18 protein-coding genes are annotated in these 17,424 nt (G+C 36.7%); 16 read left to right on the plus strand and 2 right to left on the minus strand.

Annotation, left to right across the window (positions count from 1 at the left end; genetic code table 11):
- Window positions 1-41 precede the first annotated feature (41 nt).
- Window positions 42-2,327, minus strand: a complete 2,286-nt coding sequence (locus B4D49_RS08010; protein WP_286784063.1) for an ATP-dependent Clp protease ATP-binding subunit — start codon at window positions 2,325-2,327, stop codon at window positions 42-44.
- 126 nt (window positions 2,328-2,453) lie between these two features.
- Window positions 2,454-2,861, minus strand: coding sequence for a hypothetical protein (locus tag B4D49_RS08015; protein WP_246454335.1), 408 nt, complete (start codon window positions 2,859-2,861; stop codon window positions 2,454-2,456).
- 203 nt (window positions 2,862-3,064) lie between these two features.
- On the opposite strand from B4D49_RS08015, the gene argF reads away from it, so the two are divergent.
- The 16 genes from argF (at window position 3,065) to B4D49_RS08095 (ending at window position 17,423) form a co-directional block, all read left to right on the plus strand.
- Window positions 3,065-4,045, plus strand: coding sequence for an ornithine carbamoyltransferase (gene argF, locus B4D49_RS08020; RefSeq protein ID WP_286784064.1), 981 nt, complete (start codon window positions 3,065-3,067; stop codon window positions 4,043-4,045).
- A gap of 117 nt (window positions 4,046-4,162) precedes the next feature.
- On the plus strand, window positions 4,163-4,393 hold the full coding sequence (locus tag B4D49_RS08025; RefSeq protein ID WP_004230761.1) for a DUF1797 family protein: 231 nt from the start codon (window positions 4,163-4,165) through the stop codon (window positions 4,391-4,393).
- A gap of 283 nt (window positions 4,394-4,676) precedes the next feature.
- Window positions 4,677-5,363 (plus strand): amino acid ABC transporter permease, encoded by a 687-nt coding sequence (locus B4D49_RS08030; protein ID WP_286784065.1) that lies wholly within the window; start codon window positions 4,677-4,679, stop codon window positions 5,361-5,363.
- Complete coding sequence (locus tag B4D49_RS08035; protein ID WP_132870000.1) at window positions 5,363-6,097, plus strand: amino acid ABC transporter ATP-binding protein; 735 nt, start codon at window positions 5,363-5,365, stop codon at window positions 6,095-6,097. The genes B4D49_RS08030 and B4D49_RS08035 overlap by 1 nt, the downstream gene beginning before the upstream one ends.
- 364 nt (window positions 6,098-6,461) lie before the next feature.
- Window positions 6,462-6,938: a FeoA family protein gene (locus B4D49_RS08040; RefSeq protein ID WP_014334426.1), complete on the plus strand. Its 477-nt coding sequence runs from the start codon at window positions 6,462-6,464 to the stop codon at window positions 6,936-6,938.
- A complete protein-coding gene (gene feoB / locus B4D49_RS08045) occupies window positions 6,935-9,073 on the plus strand; it encodes a ferrous iron transport protein B (protein ID WP_286784066.1) in 2,139 nt (712 codons plus the stop codon). The genes B4D49_RS08040 and feoB overlap by 4 nt, the downstream gene beginning before the upstream one ends.
- Window positions 9,074-9,078: 5 nt before the next feature.
- Window positions 9,079-9,225 carry a FeoB-associated Cys-rich membrane protein gene (locus tag B4D49_RS08050; RefSeq protein ID WP_074563280.1) on the plus strand — a complete coding sequence of 49 codons (147 nt, stop codon included), beginning with the start codon at window positions 9,079-9,081 and terminating at the stop codon, window positions 9,223-9,225.
- Window positions 9,226-9,365: 140 nt separating this feature from the next.
- Window positions 9,366-10,220 (plus strand): bifunctional methylenetetrahydrofolate dehydrogenase/methenyltetrahydrofolate cyclohydrolase, encoded by an 855-nt coding sequence (locus B4D49_RS08055; protein ID WP_074964852.1) that lies wholly within the window; start codon window positions 9,366-9,368, stop codon window positions 10,218-10,220.
- Window positions 10,217-11,050 carry an NAD(P)H-hydrate dehydratase gene (locus B4D49_RS08060; RefSeq protein ID WP_132869642.1) on the plus strand — a complete coding sequence of 278 codons (834 nt, stop codon included), beginning with the start codon at window positions 10,217-10,219 and terminating at the stop codon, window positions 11,048-11,050. Before B4D49_RS08055 ends, B4D49_RS08060 begins: the two co-directional genes overlap by 4 nt.
- Before the next feature lie 313 nt (window positions 11,051-11,363).
- Window positions 11,364-12,902 carry a GBS Bsp-like repeat-containing protein gene (locus B4D49_RS08065; protein WP_286784067.1) on the plus strand — a complete coding sequence of 513 codons (1,539 nt, stop codon included), beginning with the start codon at window positions 11,364-11,366 and terminating at the stop codon, window positions 12,900-12,902.
- Window positions 12,903-12,965: 63 nt separating this feature from the next.
- Window positions 12,966-13,538 carry a L,D-transpeptidase gene (locus B4D49_RS08070; RefSeq protein WP_132869134.1) on the plus strand — a complete coding sequence of 191 codons (573 nt, stop codon included), beginning with the start codon at window positions 12,966-12,968 and terminating at the stop codon, window positions 13,536-13,538.
- A 208-nt stretch (window positions 13,539-13,746) separates the two neighbouring features.
- Window positions 13,747-15,075 (plus strand): exodeoxyribonuclease VII large subunit, encoded by a 1,329-nt coding sequence (xseA, locus tag B4D49_RS08075; RefSeq protein WP_132869133.1) that lies wholly within the window; start codon window positions 13,747-13,749, stop codon window positions 15,073-15,075.
- The gene (locus tag B4D49_RS08080) at window positions 15,065-15,280 is read left to right on the plus strand and encodes an exodeoxyribonuclease VII small subunit (protein ID WP_132869132.1); all 216 of its coding nucleotides are present in this window, start codon (window positions 15,065-15,067) and stop codon (window positions 15,278-15,280) included. The genes xseA and B4D49_RS08080 overlap by 11 nt, the downstream gene beginning before the upstream one ends.
- Window positions 15,280-16,149, plus strand: coding sequence for a polyprenyl synthetase family protein (locus tag B4D49_RS08085; RefSeq protein WP_286784068.1), 870 nt, complete (start codon window positions 15,280-15,282; stop codon window positions 16,147-16,149). The genes B4D49_RS08080 and B4D49_RS08085 overlap by 1 nt, the downstream gene beginning before the upstream one ends.
- Entirely contained in the window at window positions 16,142-16,966 is an 825-nt protein-coding gene (locus B4D49_RS08090; RefSeq protein ID WP_132869130.1) for a TlyA family RNA methyltransferase, read from the plus strand. Before B4D49_RS08085 ends, B4D49_RS08090 begins: the two co-directional genes overlap by 8 nt.
- Window positions 16,953-17,423, plus strand: a complete 471-nt coding sequence (locus B4D49_RS08095) for an arginine repressor (protein WP_132869129.1) — start codon at window positions 16,953-16,955, stop codon at window positions 17,421-17,423. The genes B4D49_RS08090 and B4D49_RS08095 overlap by 14 nt, the downstream gene beginning before the upstream one ends.
- Window position 17,424: the final 1 nt, after the last annotated feature.

Genomic DNA, 17,424 nt, shown 5'->3' on the forward strand with positions numbered 1-17,424 from the left:
ATAAAAAAGCCTAGAAAATCTGATTTTCTAGGCTAAATTTATTATTCTGCTGAGACAGTTTCTTCTTTTTCAACTTTTTTAGCTGATTTAATGACAATTTTACCGTTACTTGTCATCACTGCCTTCAAATCTTTTTCAGTTGGGTGTTCAAGGTAGAAGTCGGTAATAGCATCTTCGATATAATCTTGGATAGTACGACGTAATGGACGAGCTCCCATCTTAGGATCGTAACCAAGGTCGACAAGTTTTTCTTTAACTTTATCAGTTACTTCAAGATGAATATCGTTAGTTGCTAAACGGTTATTGACATCGTCAAGCATAAGGTTAACGATATGAAGGAGGTTATCTTTGCTTAATGCCTTAAATTCAATAATACCATCAAAACGGTTCATGAATTCAGGACTGAAGAAGTCACCAAGTTGTCCAAGAACAGAATTAGTACGTCCTTCGCGTGCAGCACCGAAACCAACTGAAGCTTCTGTTTTACCAGTACCAGCATTAGATGTCATGATGATAATAGTATCTTTAAAGCTTACGGTACGTCCTTGACCGTCAGTCAAGCGACCATCATCAAGAACTTGCAAGAACATGTGCATAACGTCAGGATGTGCTTTTTCAACTTCGTCAAGAAGAATGAGTGAGTATGGATTACGACGAACTTTTTCAGTCAACTGACCAGCTTCTTCGTAACCAACATATCCTGGAGGGGCACCAACAAGTTTAGCGACAGCGTGTTTTTCCATGTATTCAGACATGTCAAAGCGAATCATGCTATCTGCTGAACCAAAAAGTTCAATAGCTAGCTGTTTAGACAATTCTGTTTTACCAACACCAGTTGGTCCGACAAAGAGGAATGAACCAATTGGTCGATTTGGTGTACCAAGACCAACACGGTTACGACGGATAGCTTTAGCAATCTTATCGACAGCTTCATCTTGACCAATAACGTGTTCTTTCAAGTCATCAGCAAGGTGAATTAATTGTGATTGTTCTTTTTCTTTCAAATCACCAACAGGAATATTTGTTTTTTCTTCAACGATAGCTTCAATGGTTTTTTCAGTAATTACTGGAATGTCATCTTCGTTGATGGTTTGTTTTTGCATTTCCTTGTATTTAGCAATTTGATCTCGGAAATAAGCTGCGCGTTCATAATCTTCTTCACGAGTAGCTTGAGTTTTTAGGTTTTCGGCTTGAACCAAACGTTTGTCAATTTCTTTTGGATCAACAAAGTTGAGTGTCAAGTTCATCTTAGAACCGGCTTCATCTAGTAAATCAATGGCTTTATCTGGAAGGAAACGATCTTGGATGTAACGGTTTGACAGATTAGCTGCAGCTTCGATAGCATCGTCGCTGTATTTTACGTGATGGTAATCTTCATATTTCTTTTGGATACCGCGAAGAATAGTGATTGTTTCTTCAACGCTTGGTTCGTCAACTTTAACGGGTTGCATACGGCGTTCAAGTGCAGCATCTTTTTCGATGATACGGTATTCGTTAAGAGTAGTAGCACCGACTAATTGAAGTTCTCCACGAGCAAGAGCTGGTTTCAAAATGTTACCGGCATCCATGTTGCCATCTCCGGCGTTACCAGCACCAACGATTTCATGGATTTCATCGATGAAGAGGATAACATCTTTACGTTCACGGATTTCTTCCATGAGTTTTTGCATACGTTCTTCGAATTGTCCGCGAATTCCAGTACCTTGAACAAGACTGACAACATCGAGACGGATAACTTGTTTATTTTGAAGTTTTTGCGGAACATTTCCGTCAACGATTTTTTGGGCCAAACCTTCAACAACGGCAGTTTTACCGACACCAGGTTCACCGATAAGGACAGGATTGTTCTTTGTACGGCGGTTAAGAATTTCGATAACGCGTACAATTTCAGAATCACGTCCGATGACAGGGTCGATATCACCACGACGTGCGATATCAGTAACATTGATACCAAATTCTTCTAGCAAGCCCTTAGGCTCTTGCTGTGCTGGTCCGTTTGGGCGGAAATTGTTGTTGCCATTGCCACCGCGTCCGTTATTATTGCCTCCACCAGATTGAGTTGGAGGAGTATTTTGGAATCCTTGGCTACCAAATGCTGGGAAGCCACTAAGATTGTTAAAGAAATCATCAAAAGGATTCGTTGATTGGTTAGTTTGGTTTGAAGAAGTTTGAGGATTACCTCCTAATCCTCCTAAGATAGCATTATTTGGGTCAGTTTTCATGATTTGATAGCAGTTTTGGCACAAATCAATTTGTCTTTGCTGCCCATTGACATTTGTATACAGGTGAATGGTAGATTCATTTAAATGACAATTTTGACAGAGCATATAAAATACCCTCCTTTCGTAATGTCTGACTAAAAGACTAAAGGTCAAAGATAGTCAGATTTCATACTTCCATTATAGCACTAGCTATTAGGAAATCAAGTAAAAAGCATTAAAAAATTAGCACTCTTATAAAAAGAGTGCTAATTTTTTTTCAGGGTCAATTTGACTAGCAGCCATAGACCCCATAATAGCTCCAAAGATAAAACCAGAAAAAATGAAGATACTTAAGAAGAGAGGATTGAACAAGATTTCAAAAGGATTTTCACCTTCTTGCCATTTGCTAAACATGTTAAAAACAAGCATAAAAATGGCAAAAATAACTCCACTAAGCCAGCCTTTTTTCTTAGCTTTTTGACGCTCTTTCTCAAGCTTATCTCTAGGGACTTCAAGAGGTCCCTGTAAGTCTCTATTGGTCAGCATTGTCATGATAAGAATTGGCGTGACAAAGATAATGATAAAGGCATTGCAGTAGAGGTAAATCAGAAGAGGTACGGTTCCTTTATCGCTGAATAAGATTGCTAAGAACGTTGCCAAAAATTCAAAGAGAAGTAAAGAAATAAATAATTTATTTCCAATTCGGTTAATCTCTTATTCACGGTATTCGTCCAATTCTTCGTTTCAATTATAAATGACACAATAAGAAATAAAATTTATTTTTATTCAAAATAGGCTTGACAAAGTGTATAATTATGCTAAAATTAAGTATATTATTCAAGGAGAAAAGGATGGATTAGCGTATGGTTTTTAATAATTCGTTTTTGAAAGAGATTGATTTTACTAAGGATGAGCTTGTTAATCTAATTGATTTAGGATTGAAATTTAAAGATTTAAAAAAGAAAAAAATAACTCATAAATATTTAGAAGATCTCAATATCGCACTTATTTTTGAAAAGACAAGTACAAGAACACGCTCTGCTTTTACAGTTGCTGGACAAGATTTGGGAATGAATGTAACTTATCTTGGTAGCAGTGAAATTCAACTTGGCAAAAAAGAATCAGTTATTGATACAGCAAAAGTTCTAGGCTCAATGTTTGATGGTATTGAATACCGTGGTTTCAAACAAGAGGATGTGGAAGCTTTGGCAGAATTCTCTGGTGTGCCTGTCTGGAATGGCTTGACTGATACTTGGCATCCAACTCAGATGATTGCTGACTTTATGACATTAAAAGAAGTCTTTGGAAAACTTGAAGGCCTTACTATTGCTTATGTCGGTGATGGACGTAACAATATGGCCAACTCTTTGCTAGTGACGTCAGCTATTCTTGGTGTTAATGTTAAAATTATTGCTCCAAACAGTTTGCAACCTGAAAAAGAAATCATCGAAATTGCTGAACAACACAATAATGGAGCTGAGTTGACCATTACGGATGACCTTGATGCTGTTAAAGGTGTTGATATGCTGTATACAGATGTTTGGGTGTCAATGGGTGAAAAAGTTGATTTTAAAGAACGTATTGATCTTTTGTTACCTTATCAAATTAATGCTGATTTAGTTGAAAAGACAGGAAATCCAGATGTTATTGTCATGCATTGCTTACCAGCTTTCCATGATTTGAATACTGAAATTGGTCAAGAAATCTATGAAAAATATGGTTTAGCTGAACTTGAAATTACTGATGAAGTCTTCCAAAAATACAGCACAGTTATCTTCCAAGAAGCAGAAAACCGTATGCATTCTATCAAGGCTATCATGTATAATTCTCTTAATGAAATTTAAAGGCGTTCTTTTTTGACGAGAAATTGTTATAAATGTGAGAAAATGCACTCCATTGTTGTTTGTTTAGTAGAAATTATGTTAAAATAGTAAAGACAATAAACGAAGAGGAGAATAGTCATGGAATCACATTTGGTGAGAATTATCAACCGTCTTGAATTAATGACGACTGATGGTAGCAATCTTAAACGTAATTTTGAACGTGATGGTGTCGTTGTGGCAGAAGTGTCTTTCAGCAATGACCCTGAAAATGGTCCAGTTTTCACTTTGCGTGATGTTGAAGCACGTGAGTCTTACTCATTTGACAGCATTGATTTGATCGCAATGGAAATTTACGACCTTCTTTACTAAGATAAAGAAAAATTCAGACACAGTATAAGGGCAAAGGACATTGTTAGATATAAAGTCCTTTCCATCCTATTTTGAAGTGTGGTTTCTATGCTTTCTTATATTGCTATTTTGAATTGATAAGAGTCTAGGTATTCCTAGGCTTTTTATTTTTATTTGCTTTTAAGCGAAGTATCATAGATGTTGTTGTATCAATCTTTTACGCTAGTTTACAGCTTCTTGAATGGTTGGTATTTTTATTCAACATATGTTATAATTAATTGATTATTGCTTATAGGAGACACAAATGGATTTTTCATTTTTACCAAAGTATTGGGCTTATTTTAACTATGGTGTCCTTGTAACCATTATGATTTCAGCATGTGTTGTCTTTTTTGGGACAATCATTGGTATCTTGGTTGCTTTAGTTAAACGTACAAATATTAAAATTTTAAATTGGATTGCAAGTTTTTATGTTTGGGTCTTTCGTGGGACTCCGATGGTTGTTCAAATCATGATTGCCTTTGCTTGGATGCATTTTAGTAATGCACCAATTGTTGGTTTTGGTGTTTTGGATCTTGACTTCTCACGTTTACTTCCAGGTATCATTATTATTTCACTAAACAGTGGTGCATATATTTCTGAAATTGTTCGTGCGGGTATCGAAGCTGTGCCAGAAGGTCAACTTGAAGCAGCTTATTCACTAGGAATTCGTCCTGTAAATGCTATGCGTTACGTTATCTTGCCACAAGCACTAAAAAATATCTTACCTGCCCTTGGTAACGAGTTTATCACGATTATTAAAGATAGTTCACTTCTTCAAACAATCGGTGTTATGGAATTGTGGAATGGTGCACAATCAGTCGTAACAGCTACTTATCTACCAATCACGCCATTGTTGTTTGCTGCTTTCTATTACCTCATGGTAACCACTGTAATGTCATTTTTAGTAAAACGACTTGAAAAACGTATGGGAAATGGAGGTAACAACTAATGTCAGAAACACTTATTTCAATTAAGGGACTTCATAAGTATTTCGGTAAAAATGAAGTATTAAAAGGAATTGATCTTGATATTAAAGCTGGTGAAGTTGTTGTTATCATCGGACCTTCTGGATCAGGAAAATCAACTTTCCTTCGTACAATGAATTTGCTTGAAACACCTACGAAAGGTGTGATTACCTTTGAAGGTGTTGATATTACAGATAAGAAGAACGACATTTTCAAAATGCGTGAAAAAATGGGAATGGTTTTCCAACAATTTAATCTTTTCCCAAATATGACAGTTCTTGAAAATATTACTTTGTCACCAATTAAGACAAAAGGTATAGCTAAGGCAGAAGCAGAAGCAAAAGCCTATGATTTGCTAGATAAAGTTGGGCTTCGCGACAAAGCAAATGCTTATCCAGCTAGTTTGTCAGGTGGTCAACAACAACGTATTGCGATTGCGCGTGGACTTGCTATGGATCCAGATGTCTTGCTCTTTGACGAACCTACATCAGCGCTTGACCCAGAAATGGTTGGTGAAGTGCTTGGTGTTATGCAAGATTTGGCGAAATCTGGGATGACAATGGCGATTGTTACCCATGAAATGGGATTTGCACGTGAAGTAGCTGACCGTGTTATCTTCATGGACGGAGGTGTCATTGTTGAACAAGGAACGCCAGAAGAAGTTTTTGAACAAACCAAAGAAGCTCGTACAAAAGATTTCTTGAGTAAAGTTTTATAGTAAAAAATACCTCAGTTGAGTCTAAAAACTCAGCTGAGGTTTTTTGATTATAAAGAATATAAAATTAACCCCTCTTAAAAATGAGAGAAAAATAAAAGTTTTATGGCTATTTTTATACATTAAGTACACTTAATTTTTATGCTTTAGTTATTTTTAAGAGTTAGAAAGTTGTTGAAAAGGTTGTGAAAACGGCTATATTATAACGATTATAAATAATAATTATATTTATTTAGAATGATTCTAATTAGTGTATAAATAAAGAAAAAATTAATTTTTATGTTTTTTTTTCTTTCATCTTTATGATATAATGATTCGGACGGAAGATTAAATATTTTATCAAAAAAAATTGGGGAGGTCAAGAAATTTGATTTTGCAGAATGCGAAAGTTGGTATTCCTTACACTATTGTCAGTATTAATTTACCTGATGAGAGTGTTAGACACTTGTCAGATTTGGGGCTAAAGGTTGGTGCCTCACTTAAAGTGATTTCTAAAACGCCAACTAGTGCGATTGTTATGCTTAAATCAAGCCGTTTGGCTTTTGATCAATCGATTTTAAGTCAAATTGATGTCACAGAAGAAGAAGGTGCTCTTTTATCACTTCCTCTTTCAGAACTAAAAGTTGGTGAGTATGCTTACGTTGACGGTATTTATGCAATGAATGAAGCTAAACGTCGCCTTATGGATATGGGCTTGACACGTCACACAAAAGTTTACTTGCGTAAAGTTGCTCCTTTAGGAGACCCAATTGAAATTAGTTTACGCGGTTACGAATTGACACTTCGTAAGTCTGAAGCGCAAATGATTAGTGTCGTTAAAGTAGATAGCGAGGAGGAAAAATGACAGAGATAGCCTTAATCGGTAATCCGAATAGTGGTAAAACAAGTCTATTTAACTTATTGACAGGAACAAGTCAACGTGTTGGTAACTGGCCTGGTGTTACGGTTGAGCGTAAAAGCGGAACAGTCAAAAAACACGCTGATTGGAAAGTCCAAGATTTACCAGGGATATATTCAATGTCACCTTACACGCCTGAAGAAAAAGTTGCGCGTGATTATTTATTGAGTAATGATGCTGACAGCATTCTTAACGTTGTTGATGCGACAAACTTGGAACGTAATCTTTACTTGACTACTCAATTGATTGAAACAGGAATTCCTGTAACTGTTGCTCTTAATATGAGTGATACTTTGAAAGCTCAAGGAAAAACAATTAACATTGATAAACTTTCTTATCAATTGGGTGTGCCAGTTATTTCAACAAGTGCGATTAAAAATACTGGTGTTGATAAAGCTATCAAAAAAGCAGCTAATACGACAAAAGCTAGTACTGATCTTATTCAGTTCCCAACTTACAGCAATCAGTTTGAAGCTGCTATCAAACAAATTATTGATATTCTGGGAGATGTTGTTCCAGAACGTTCAGCACGTTTTTATGCCATTAAATTATTTGAACGTGACACTTTGGTACAAGAAGAAATTACTTTGTCTGATTTCCAAAAAGGTGAAATTAACCAAGTGATTAAGATTACAGAAGAAATCTTTACAGAGGATTCTGAATCTATCGTTATCAATGAGCGTTATGCCTTTATTGAAAAAGTTGCTAAAATGGCTCAAAACCAAACTAGCGATTTCAAGATGACAGCTTCTGATAAGATTGACCGAATTGTTACAAACCGTATCTTGGCTTTGCCAATTTTTGCAGTAGCTATGTTCTTGGTTTACTATCTTTCAATTCAAACTGTTGGTACAATGGGTACTGACTGGGTTAATGATGTGCTCTTTGGTGAATTGGTACCTGGTTGGGTTCAATCTGGACTTGATGCTCTTCATGTTTCTGGTTGGCTTGAATCTCTTATCATTGATGGTATCGTAGCTGGTGTTGGTACAGTTCTTGGATTTTTGCCACAAATCTTTGTTTTATTCATCTGTTTAGGAATTTTGGAAGATATTGGTTACATGAGTCGTATCGCTTTTGTCATGGACCGTGTCTTCAGACGTTTTGGTTTGTCAGGTAAATCATTCATTCCAATGTTGATTGCTACTGGATGTGGTGTGCCAGCGGTTATGGCAAGTCGTACCATTGAAAATGAACGTGACCGTCGTATCACAATCATGACAGCGACATTTATGCCATGTTCTGCTAAATTAGCTATTATCGCCTTGATTGCAGGTGCTTTCTTCCCAGATAATCCATTTGTTGCGCCATCAACATACTTCATCGGCGTTATTACTATTATTCTTTCAGGTATTGCTCTTAAGAAAACAAAATTACTTGGAAGTTATGTTAGTCCGTTTATCATGGAATTACCAGCTTATCACATGCCAAAAATGATGAGTGTTCTTCGTTATGCTTTTGGAAAAGCTCTCAGCTTTGTTAAACGCGCAGGTACAGTTATCTTTAGTTTGACAGTTATTATTTGGTTCATGTCTACATATAATTTCACTTTCCAAGCGGTTGATACTGATCATTCTATCTTGGCTTCACTTGGTAAATTGATTTCTTGGCTCTTTGAACCACTTGGATTTGGTAACTGGAAGGCTACAGTTGCTGCAGCAACAGGTCTTGCTGCTAAAGAAGCTGTTGTCGGTACTTTTGGTATTTTGTATAATGATAGTACAACTCATGGTTTGTACCATGCTTTGCAATTGGATTATACATCACTTGCAGCCTTCTCATTCTTGATTTTCAACCTCCTTTGCGCACCATGTTTTGCTGCAATGGGAGCAATCAAACGTGAAATGGGTGATACTAAGTGGACACTTGGAGCTATTGGTTTCCAAACAGGTCTTGCTTATGTTGTTAGTTTGATTATCTATCAATTTGGTCTTGTTCTTTTCTATGGAAAAGGTGTGAACTTCTGGACAATTGTTGCTTTGGCATTGTTCATTGCGATTATTTACTTTATCGTTAGAAAACCAGCACAAGAAAAAGAAGAAGTGATTACATTAGATAATCTAGAAAAAGTTGGAGAATAATTTTTATGGCGACTATTATTATTGCATTGCTAATTGCATTTGCTGTCTTTATGGGCTTACGTAGTTTCATCAAGGGTAAAGGCTCTTGTGGTGATTGCAATTGTTCTTGTCCTGTAAAAGATAGCCAACATAAAAGTGTGAAAATGAAATAACAGAAGAATACTTGCTCGGCTGAGCAGGTATTTCTTTTTATTGTATTTTTTATAGAATATTCTGATAATTCATTAAAAAATATTTTATTATGAAGTCGCTTTCTGGTATAATAAAAGAAATATATTTTCAGGAGAATTTCATGGCAACACTTATAGATGGAAAAGCTTTAGCTGCTAAAATGCAAAATGAACTAGTTGAGAAGGTTGAAAAATTAAAAGCTGAAGCTGGTATTGTGCCTGGTTTGGTGGTTATTTTGGTTGGTGATGATCCGGCTAGCCAAGTTTATGTACGAAATAAGGAGCGTTCGGCAAAGAAAGCTGGATTTTTGAGCGAAACAGTTCGTTTGTCTGAATCAACAAGTGAAGAAGAATTGATTCAAGTTATTGAGCAATATAATAACGATGATCGTTTCCACGGTATTTTGGTGCAATTGCCGCTTCCTGCTCATATCAACGATAAACGTGTGATTCTGGCAATTGATCCTAAAAAAGATGTGGATGGTTTCCATCCAATCAATACTGGTCATCTTTGGAATGGTCGACCTGTGATGGTGCCATGTACACCAGCTGGTATTATGGAGTTGTTGCGCGCTTATGAAGTCGATTTAGAAGGTAAAACTGCAGTTATCATCGGACGCTCAAATATCGTTGGAAAACCAATGGCTCAGTTGTTGCTTGATAAAAATGCAACAGTAACCTTAGCACACTCACGAACACGTGATTTAGCGCGTGTAACCAAACAAGCAGATGTTTTGATTGTGGCTATTGGGCAAGGACATTTTGTGACTAAGGAATTTGTCAAAGAAGGTGCTGTGGTTATCGATGTCGGCATGAACCGTGATGAAAATGGCAAGTTAATTGGTGACGTTAAATTCGATGAAGTAGAACCTGTAGCTAGTCTCATCACTCCAGTCCCTGGAGGTGTTGGACCGATGACAATTACGATGCTTATGGAGCAAACCTATCAATCAGCTCTTAGAAGTGTGAAAGCATGATTATTGATGAACAGTTAGCGCGTCAAGTTGTTACCAAACGTCAGGCTAATTCTCATAAGGGAACGTATGGACGTGTACTTTTGATTGGTGGATTTTACCCTTATGGCGGTGCTATTATTATGTCAGCTTTGGCCTGTGTCAAGAGCGGAGCTGGTCTTGTTACAGTAGCTACAGAGCGTGACAATATTACAGCTTTGCACGCTCATCTTCCAGAAACTATGGCTTTTGATTGTGAAGATAAAGAGCTTTTTGAGGAAAATTTGATAAAAGCAGATGTGGTTTTGGTTGGTCCTGGTTTAAGCGAAAATAGCAAAGCTAGCAGAGTGTTTAAGCAAGTACTTGAGAAGGTGTCAGAGCATCAGAGTCTGATTATTGACGGTTCTGCTTTAAATTTGCTTGCTAAAACTATGCCACTTTCTTTTAACACAGACCATTTAGTTTTAACACCACATCAGAAAGAATGGGAAAGATTATCAGGGTTAGCTATTTCAGAACAAACAGTGGACAATACTCGCAAAGCTCTTGAAAACTTTCCAAAGGAAACAATCCTGGTTGCAAAAAGTCATCGCACGCAAATTTTTCAAGACCAACTGCTTGCTGAGTTTACAGTAGGAGGCCCATATCAAGCAACTGGTGGTATGGGAGATACACTTTGTGGTATGATTGCTGGTTTTGTAGCACAATTTAGAAAAAACTATTTTGATAGTGTAGCAGTTGCGACTTATTTGCATTCTTATATTGCTGATCAGCTTAGTAAAGAAGCTTATGTTGTTTTGCCGACTACCATCAGTGCAGCTCTACCAAAAGTCATGAAACAATTATCAGAATAACTCGTAAAACGCATCGTTGAAAGACAGTGCGTTTTTTGTATGTGAAAGTCTAAAAAATAAAATATTTCAAAAATATTACAAATATTACAGTTTTGCGTTGACTTATGTAAAAAACTACTCTATAATATGAGCAGAATTGGCCGATTCTAGGATGATAATAGTTACGAAATGATTGATAAAACGCTAAAAACTGGTGGTTTTCAAAAGTGAATCAAAAGTTTCTTTTAGAAATATTGATGTAATTTATTTGTAACAATTATCGGTTATAAGCAAGTTTTTGGGAAATGTTTTTAAATCAAAGGGGAAAGATATTATGAAAAAAGGTTTATTTAATCAAACGAAGCAACGTTTTTCAATTCGTAAATACAGTGTCGGTGTGGCATCTGTTTTGATTGCCAGTGTTTTGTTTATGGGAGGACAAGGCGTAGCTGCTGATGATTCTGTACAAGCGGACGCTATTTCACAGGTACAAGTGGCAAATTCAGATAATGCATCCGATGAACATCAAGTTGTGACAAGTGATAGCCAAGAAGAAAAAATAGGAGAAGATACTTCAAAGCTAAGTCAGGAAAATGATACTAAAGAGAGCAGTTTAGCTGATACTCAAAATCAAGTAGCAGCTAATGATGAACAAGTGACTGATCAGAAAGCTTCCGAAGAAAAACAAAATGAGGAAAGCGCTGCTACAAATGAGGCTACTCCAGAGTCAACAGAACCGATGGAAACTGTTACGATTGATGCGACTGCTTTAGCAAAAGAAACTCAGGAAAATCAAAAATCATTTGTTAAAGAATCAAAAGTAACAGTTAAAACTCAAAAGAATTTACCAAGTCAAGGTTACTATGCTTATACGCAAAAGACAGAGGTTAAAAACGAAGCCAAAGCTTCTGCGCCAGTTGCTTTTTATGCTAATGCTGGTGATCGTGTCTTTTATGACCAAGTTTTAACACAAGATGGTTATCAATGGATTTCTTACAATTCTTATTCAGGGCAACGTCGTTATGCGGCTATTGCTAAATTAACGCCTGAAGTTGTTCAAAAATTATCTGGTTCAATTAATTTTCAAAATGTGACAAGCCAAGGATTTGAAGTCCTTGTGACAAATGTTTCTGATTCCCAAGGTATTACAGCTGTGAAAGTTCCAATCTGGACTGTCAAAAATGATCAAGATGATATCATCTGGTATGATGGCATCAAACAAAACGACGATACTTATAAAGTCAATGTGAAATTGTCAGATCACAATTATGAACGCGGAGATTACAACATTCATCTCTATTATGTAGAATCAGATGGTCATTTACAAGCAGTTTTGGGAACAAAAACGACTGTTCCTGAAGGAACTTTATCAGGTGATTTACAAATTGTGAATCAATCTGCTGCAGGATTTGATGTTTTGGTAACTAATGTGTCAAATCCAGGTCAGCTGAAAGCTGTTAAAGTACCTGTTTGGTCAACGCAAGGTGGTCAAGATGATATTATTTGGTATACAGCAGCAAAACAAGCTGATGGTAGTTATAAAACAAGGGTTAATGTCAGCGACCATAAAAATAATTATGGTGAATATAATATTCACCTCTACTATGAACAGGCTGATGGTTCTTTAAAAGGTGTAGGAGGCACAAAGGCAACTCTTCAAACACCTCAAACGCCAGCTATGCCACAAAGTGGTACTTATGTCTTAACTAGTTCAAAAGAAGTTAAGAGTCAACCGCGTGTGTCAGCACCGACTGAATTTAAATTGGATGCTGGTTATCAAGTTCATTATGATAAGACTCTATACGCTGATGGTCATCAATGGATTTCCTATGTTAGTTATAGTGGCGCAAGACGTTATGTTTTAATTGATTAAAAGGAGAGGTTACTTCCACCAAAATGTAAAATGTGGTGGAGTAAATGTTAGGGAAAAGGGAAAATGCGAAAGAAGTTGTCAAAAAGAGTTTTGGTTTTACTTTTGACTCTTGCTAATTTAGTGGTTGCTTATGGTCTTTGTCGACAACTGTTAGTGACTCATCAATCAGCTGAGGTGAGAATTGATGAGAGTACTTTGGGGAAAGCTATTAAGAAACCTAAGGTTGATAAGGTTTATCCAGATTTGTCAAAATACGACCAGTTGAGTATTTTGGTCTCTATATCACAACAAAAAATGATTGTTTATTCTGGTAATAAAGTCATTTTTAAAACTAAGGTATCTACAGGTGCTAAAGAGACGCCAACACCAACTGGAAAATTTGCTATCGAAGCTGAACGTGAGGAATTTACTTATGATGACAGCTTAAATCGTGGACGATGTTACTGGGTATCGTTTAAGGATCATGGAGCTTTTCAGTTTCAAAGTTTTCCGACAGATTGGAAAGGCAAGGTTTTGAAAGGAGAAACTAAAAAAATTGGAACAGCATGTACAGATGGCAATGTGAGGTTGTCCAAAGAAGATGCCAAATGGCTTTTTGAGAAGATGCCCGAAGGTACCATTGTTAGTATCCACTAATCAAAATGAAAAAATGTCTATTAGACATAACTCGCTTTCTAATTTTCAGGCTCGTGAAAAAACTGTCCACTGGACATGACTCGCTTTCTAATTTTCAAGCTCATGAAAAAACTGTCCACTGGACAGTTTTTTTTTAAGATATTTGATATAATAATAGTGATATGCAAAAATTGTATAAAGCTAGAAAAAATAAGGAAAGGAGCCTGTTATGTCAGATTATTTAAGTGTTTCGATTTTGACAAAATACCTTAAATTGAAGTTTGATCGTGATCCTTATTTGGAACGCGTTTATTTGACAGGTCAGGTTTCCAATTTCCGACGTCGTCCGACACACCAATATTTTTCATTGAAAGATGAAAATGCGGTTATTCAGGCGACTATGTGGGCAGGGACTTTTAAAAAACTTGGTTTTGAGCTTGAAGAAGGTATGAAAATCAATGTTGTGGGACGTGTCCAACTTTATGAACCAAGTGGATCATATTCTATTATTATTGAAAAAGCAGAGCCAGATGGTATTGGTGCTTTAGCGATTCAATTTGAACAATTAAAGAAAAAATTGGCAGAGGCTGGTTATTTTGATGATCGTCATAAACACCCCTTACCTCAATTTGTTAAAAAAATCGGCGTGGTAACTAGTCCTAGTGGAGCTGTTATTCGAGATATTATTACGACAGTGTCTCGTCGTTTTCCAGGAGTCGAAATTCTTCTTTTTCCAACGAAAGTTCAGGGGGAAGGAGCTAGTCAGGAAGTTGCTGCTAATATTGCAAAGGCAAATGACCGTGATGACTTGGACCTTTTGATTATTGGTCGTGGTGGTGGTTCTATCGAAGACTTATGGGCTTTTAACGAAGAAATTGTTGTACAAGCGATTTTTGAATCTCGCTTGCCAGTTATTTCTAGTGTTGGTCATGAGACGGATACGACTTTGGCAGATTACGTGGCTGACCGTAGGGCAGCAACACCAACAGCAGCAGCTGAGCTTGCTACTCCGGTGACTAAAGCTGATATTATTTCGTGGATTACTGAACGCGATAATCGTATGTATCAAGCTAGTCTTCGTCGCATCAAACAAAATCAAGAACGACTTGATAAATTAGCTAATTCGGTCATTTTTAGACAACCTGAACGTTTGTATGATGGTTATGTTCAAAAGTTAGATCGTTTGACCATGTCTTTGACAAATACCATGCAAAATCAATTTAATCAAGCTAAACAGCGTCAAGAGTTGTTGCATCAGCGTTTGATTGCTATGGATTTTGACAGTCAGATTAAACATTATCAGGATAAATTGCAGAGCTTAAAACGTCTCTTGTTATCAAATATGACTAGCCAATATGATAGCAAATTAGCTCGGTTTGAAAAGGCTCAGGATGCTCTGTTATCTTTGGATACTAGCCGAATTATCGCTAGAGGTTATGCTATGGTGCAAAAAGATGGAAAAGTGATTTCAAGCGTAAGGGACGTTAAGCAAGGCGACCAATTAAGCGTTCAATTAAAAGACGGTCAACTTGAAGTGGAGGTAAAAGATGCCAAGTAAAAAAACATTTGAAGAAAATTTACAAGATTTAGAAGCGATTGTGACAAAACTTGAAAATGGTGACGTTGCTTTGGAAGATGCTATTGCTGAATTCCAAAAAGGAATGCTTCTCTCAAAAGAATTGCAAAAAACACTAGATTCAGCTGAAAAAACACTTGTTAAAGTGATGCAAGCTGATGGGACAGAAACAGAAATGGATGTCTAATGGATAAAATAAGTAAAATTAGTCAAGCCATTCACCGTTATTATGAACAAAAAGAGCTGGTTTCGCCAGATTTGATTGAGTCAATTTTATACTCTGTTGATGCTGGTGGAAAACGTATCCGTCCATTGATTTTTCTAGAATTACTAGAAGGATTTGGGTTGTCGTTGACAGATGCTCATTATGATGTGGCTGCTGCCCTTGAAATGATTCACACAGGTAGTTTGATTCATGATGACTTACCAGCTATGGATGATGATTATTATCGTCGTGGACGTTTAACAAATCACAAAAAATTTGATGAAGCGACAGCGATTTTAGCAGGAGATAGTCTCTTTTTAGACCCATTTGATTTGGTGGCAAATGCTGCGCTACCAGCTGATGTCAAAGTTCGATTGATTGCAGAATTGTCGCATGCTTCAGGTACTTATGGCATGGTTGGTGGTCAAATGCTTGATATGAAAGGTGAAGAGCGTAAGCTTAGCCTTTCAGAATTACAATTGATTCATGCTAATAAAACAGGAAAATTGTTGACTTTCCCTGTTGTGGCAGCAGGAATTGTTGCTGGTGTTGCAGATGAAGAACTTGCTAATTTGCGTAAAGCTGGTAGCTTGATTGGTCTTGCTTTCCAGGTTCGTGATGATATCTTAGATGTGACAGCAAGTTTTGAAGAAATTGGAAAAACACCGAAAAAAGATTTACTAGCTGACAAAGCGACTTACCCAAGTTTGCTTGGTTTGGAAAAATCTTATGATATTTTGGATCAATCCCTTAATCAAGCGCTAGTGATTTTCAAAAACCTCTCAAAAACTCATGGATTACATGCAGAAAAAATCACAGAAATGATAGAAAGGTTACGACTAAATGCCTAAGGAAAGAGTTGATGTACTAGCCTATAAACAAGGGCTTTTTGAGACACGTGAGCAGGCAAAACGTGGAGTAATGGCTGGTTTGGTTGTTAATGTTATTAACGGCGAACGTTATGATAAACCAGGTGAAAAAATTGATGATGCAACAGAATTGAAATTAAAAGGTGAAAAGCTTAAATACGTTAGCCGTGGTGGGTTAAAACTTGAAAAGGCTTTGCAAGTTTTTGGTATTTCTGTTGACGGCCAAACAACAATTGATATCGGAGCTTCAACAGGTGGTTTTACCGATGTGATGTTGCAAAATGGTGCGAAATTAGTTTATGCAGTTGATGTTGGTACCAACCAATTGGTATGGAAACTTCGTCAAGACGAACGCGTTCGTAGTATGGAACAATACAATTTCCGCTATGCAGAATTGGCTGATTTTACAGAAGGCCAACCAACTTTTGCTAGTATAGACGTTAGCTTTATTTCATTAAATTTGATTTTGCCAGCACTTCACAATATTTTGGCTGATAATGGTCAGGTCGTGGCGCTTATTAAACCACAATTTGAAGCTGGGCGTGATCAAATTGGTAAAAATGGTATTATTCGTGACAAAGCTGTTCACCAAAAAGTTTTGGAAACAGTGACAAGTTTTGCTGTCGATTACGGATTTACAGTTAAGGGACTTGATTTTTCACCTATCCAAGGTGGTCATGGAAATATTGAATTTTTGGCTCATCTAGAAAAATCAGCTGATGCTCAAAATTTGGTGGTAACTGTGATTCCAGAAATTGTAGAAAAAGCGCATAAGGAATTTAAAGATGAAAAAGAGTGAACGTTTAGAATTAATTAAAAAGATTGTTGCTGAAAATGCTGTTGAGACACAGCATGATTTGCTAGAATTACTTGAAGCTGAAGGATTAACTTTGACTCAAGCTACCATTTCACGTGATATGAATGAAATTGGTATCATCAAAGTCCCATCGGTTGATGGTCCTTATATTTATGGCCTCTCAAAAGATAAAACAAAAAAAGTTGGGCAAGTATCTGTCCCAATTAAAAGCACTGTTCTTGCCGTCTCAGAGGAAACAGTAGGTCTTGAAAATATGATTAACCTTGATGTTATTCCAGGAAATAGCCGCTTGATTAAACGTTTCTTGTTGGAAGATTTCAAGGACAGTCTTTTTAGTGTGATTGCTGATGATGATAGTTTGTTAGTAGTTACAAAAACAGCTGAGGGTGCTGCAGCCATTCGCCAAGAAGTTCGTAAATGGATGACAGACCACAAATAAG

The sequence above is a fragment of the Streptococcus sp. UBA4344 genome, from assembly GCF_002393675.1.
GTDB lineage: Bacteria > Bacillota > Bacilli > Lactobacillales > Streptococcaceae > Streptococcus > Streptococcus vicugnae.

Coding starts and splice junctions, on each gene's coding strand:
- B4D49_RS08030 (WP_286784065.1), top strand. CDS start 4,677: ATGGATTTTTCATTTTTACCAAAGTATTGGGCTTATTTTAACTATGGT.
- B4D49_RS08080 (WP_132869132.1), top strand. CDS start 15,065: ATGCCAAGTAAAAAAACATTTGAAGAAAATTTACAAGATTTAGAAGCG.
- B4D49_RS08090 (WP_132869130.1), top strand. CDS start 16,142: ATGCCTAAGGAAAGAGTTGATGTACTAGCCTATAAACAAGGGCTTTTT.
- argF (WP_286784064.1), top strand. CDS start 3,065: ATGGTTTTTAATAATTCGTTTTTGAAAGAGATTGATTTTACTAAGGAT.
- B4D49_RS08010 (WP_286784063.1), bottom strand. CDS start 2,327: ATGCTCTGTCAAAATTGTCATTTAAATGAATCTACCATTCACCTGTAT.
- B4D49_RS08035 (WP_132870000.1), top strand. CDS start 5,363: ATGTCAGAAACACTTATTTCAATTAAGGGACTTCATAAGTATTTCGGT.
- B4D49_RS08050 (WP_074563280.1), top strand. CDS start 9,079: ATGGCGACTATTATTATTGCATTGCTAATTGCATTTGCTGTCTTTATG.
- feoB (WP_286784066.1), top strand. CDS start 6,935: ATGACAGAGATAGCCTTAATCGGTAATCCGAATAGTGGTAAAACAAGT.
- B4D49_RS08055 (WP_074964852.1), top strand. CDS start 9,366: ATGGCAACACTTATAGATGGAAAAGCTTTAGCTGCTAAAATGCAAAAT.
- B4D49_RS08070 (WP_132869134.1), top strand. CDS start 12,966: ATGCGAAAGAAGTTGTCAAAAAGAGTTTTGGTTTTACTTTTGACTCTT.
- B4D49_RS08085 (WP_286784068.1), top strand. CDS start 15,280: ATGGATAAAATAAGTAAAATTAGTCAAGCCATTCACCGTTATTATGAA.
- B4D49_RS08060 (WP_132869642.1), top strand. CDS start 10,217: ATGATTATTGATGAACAGTTAGCGCGTCAAGTTGTTACCAAACGTCAG.
- B4D49_RS08025 (WP_004230761.1), top strand. CDS start 4,163: ATGGAATCACATTTGGTGAGAATTATCAACCGTCTTGAATTAATGACG.
- xseA (WP_132869133.1), top strand. CDS start 13,747: ATGTCAGATTATTTAAGTGTTTCGATTTTGACAAAATACCTTAAATTG.
- B4D49_RS08065 (WP_286784067.1), top strand. CDS start 11,364: ATGAAAAAAGGTTTATTTAATCAAACGAAGCAACGTTTTTCAATTCGT.
- B4D49_RS08095 (WP_132869129.1), top strand. CDS start 16,953: ATGAAAAAGAGTGAACGTTTAGAATTAATTAAAAAGATTGTTGCTGAA.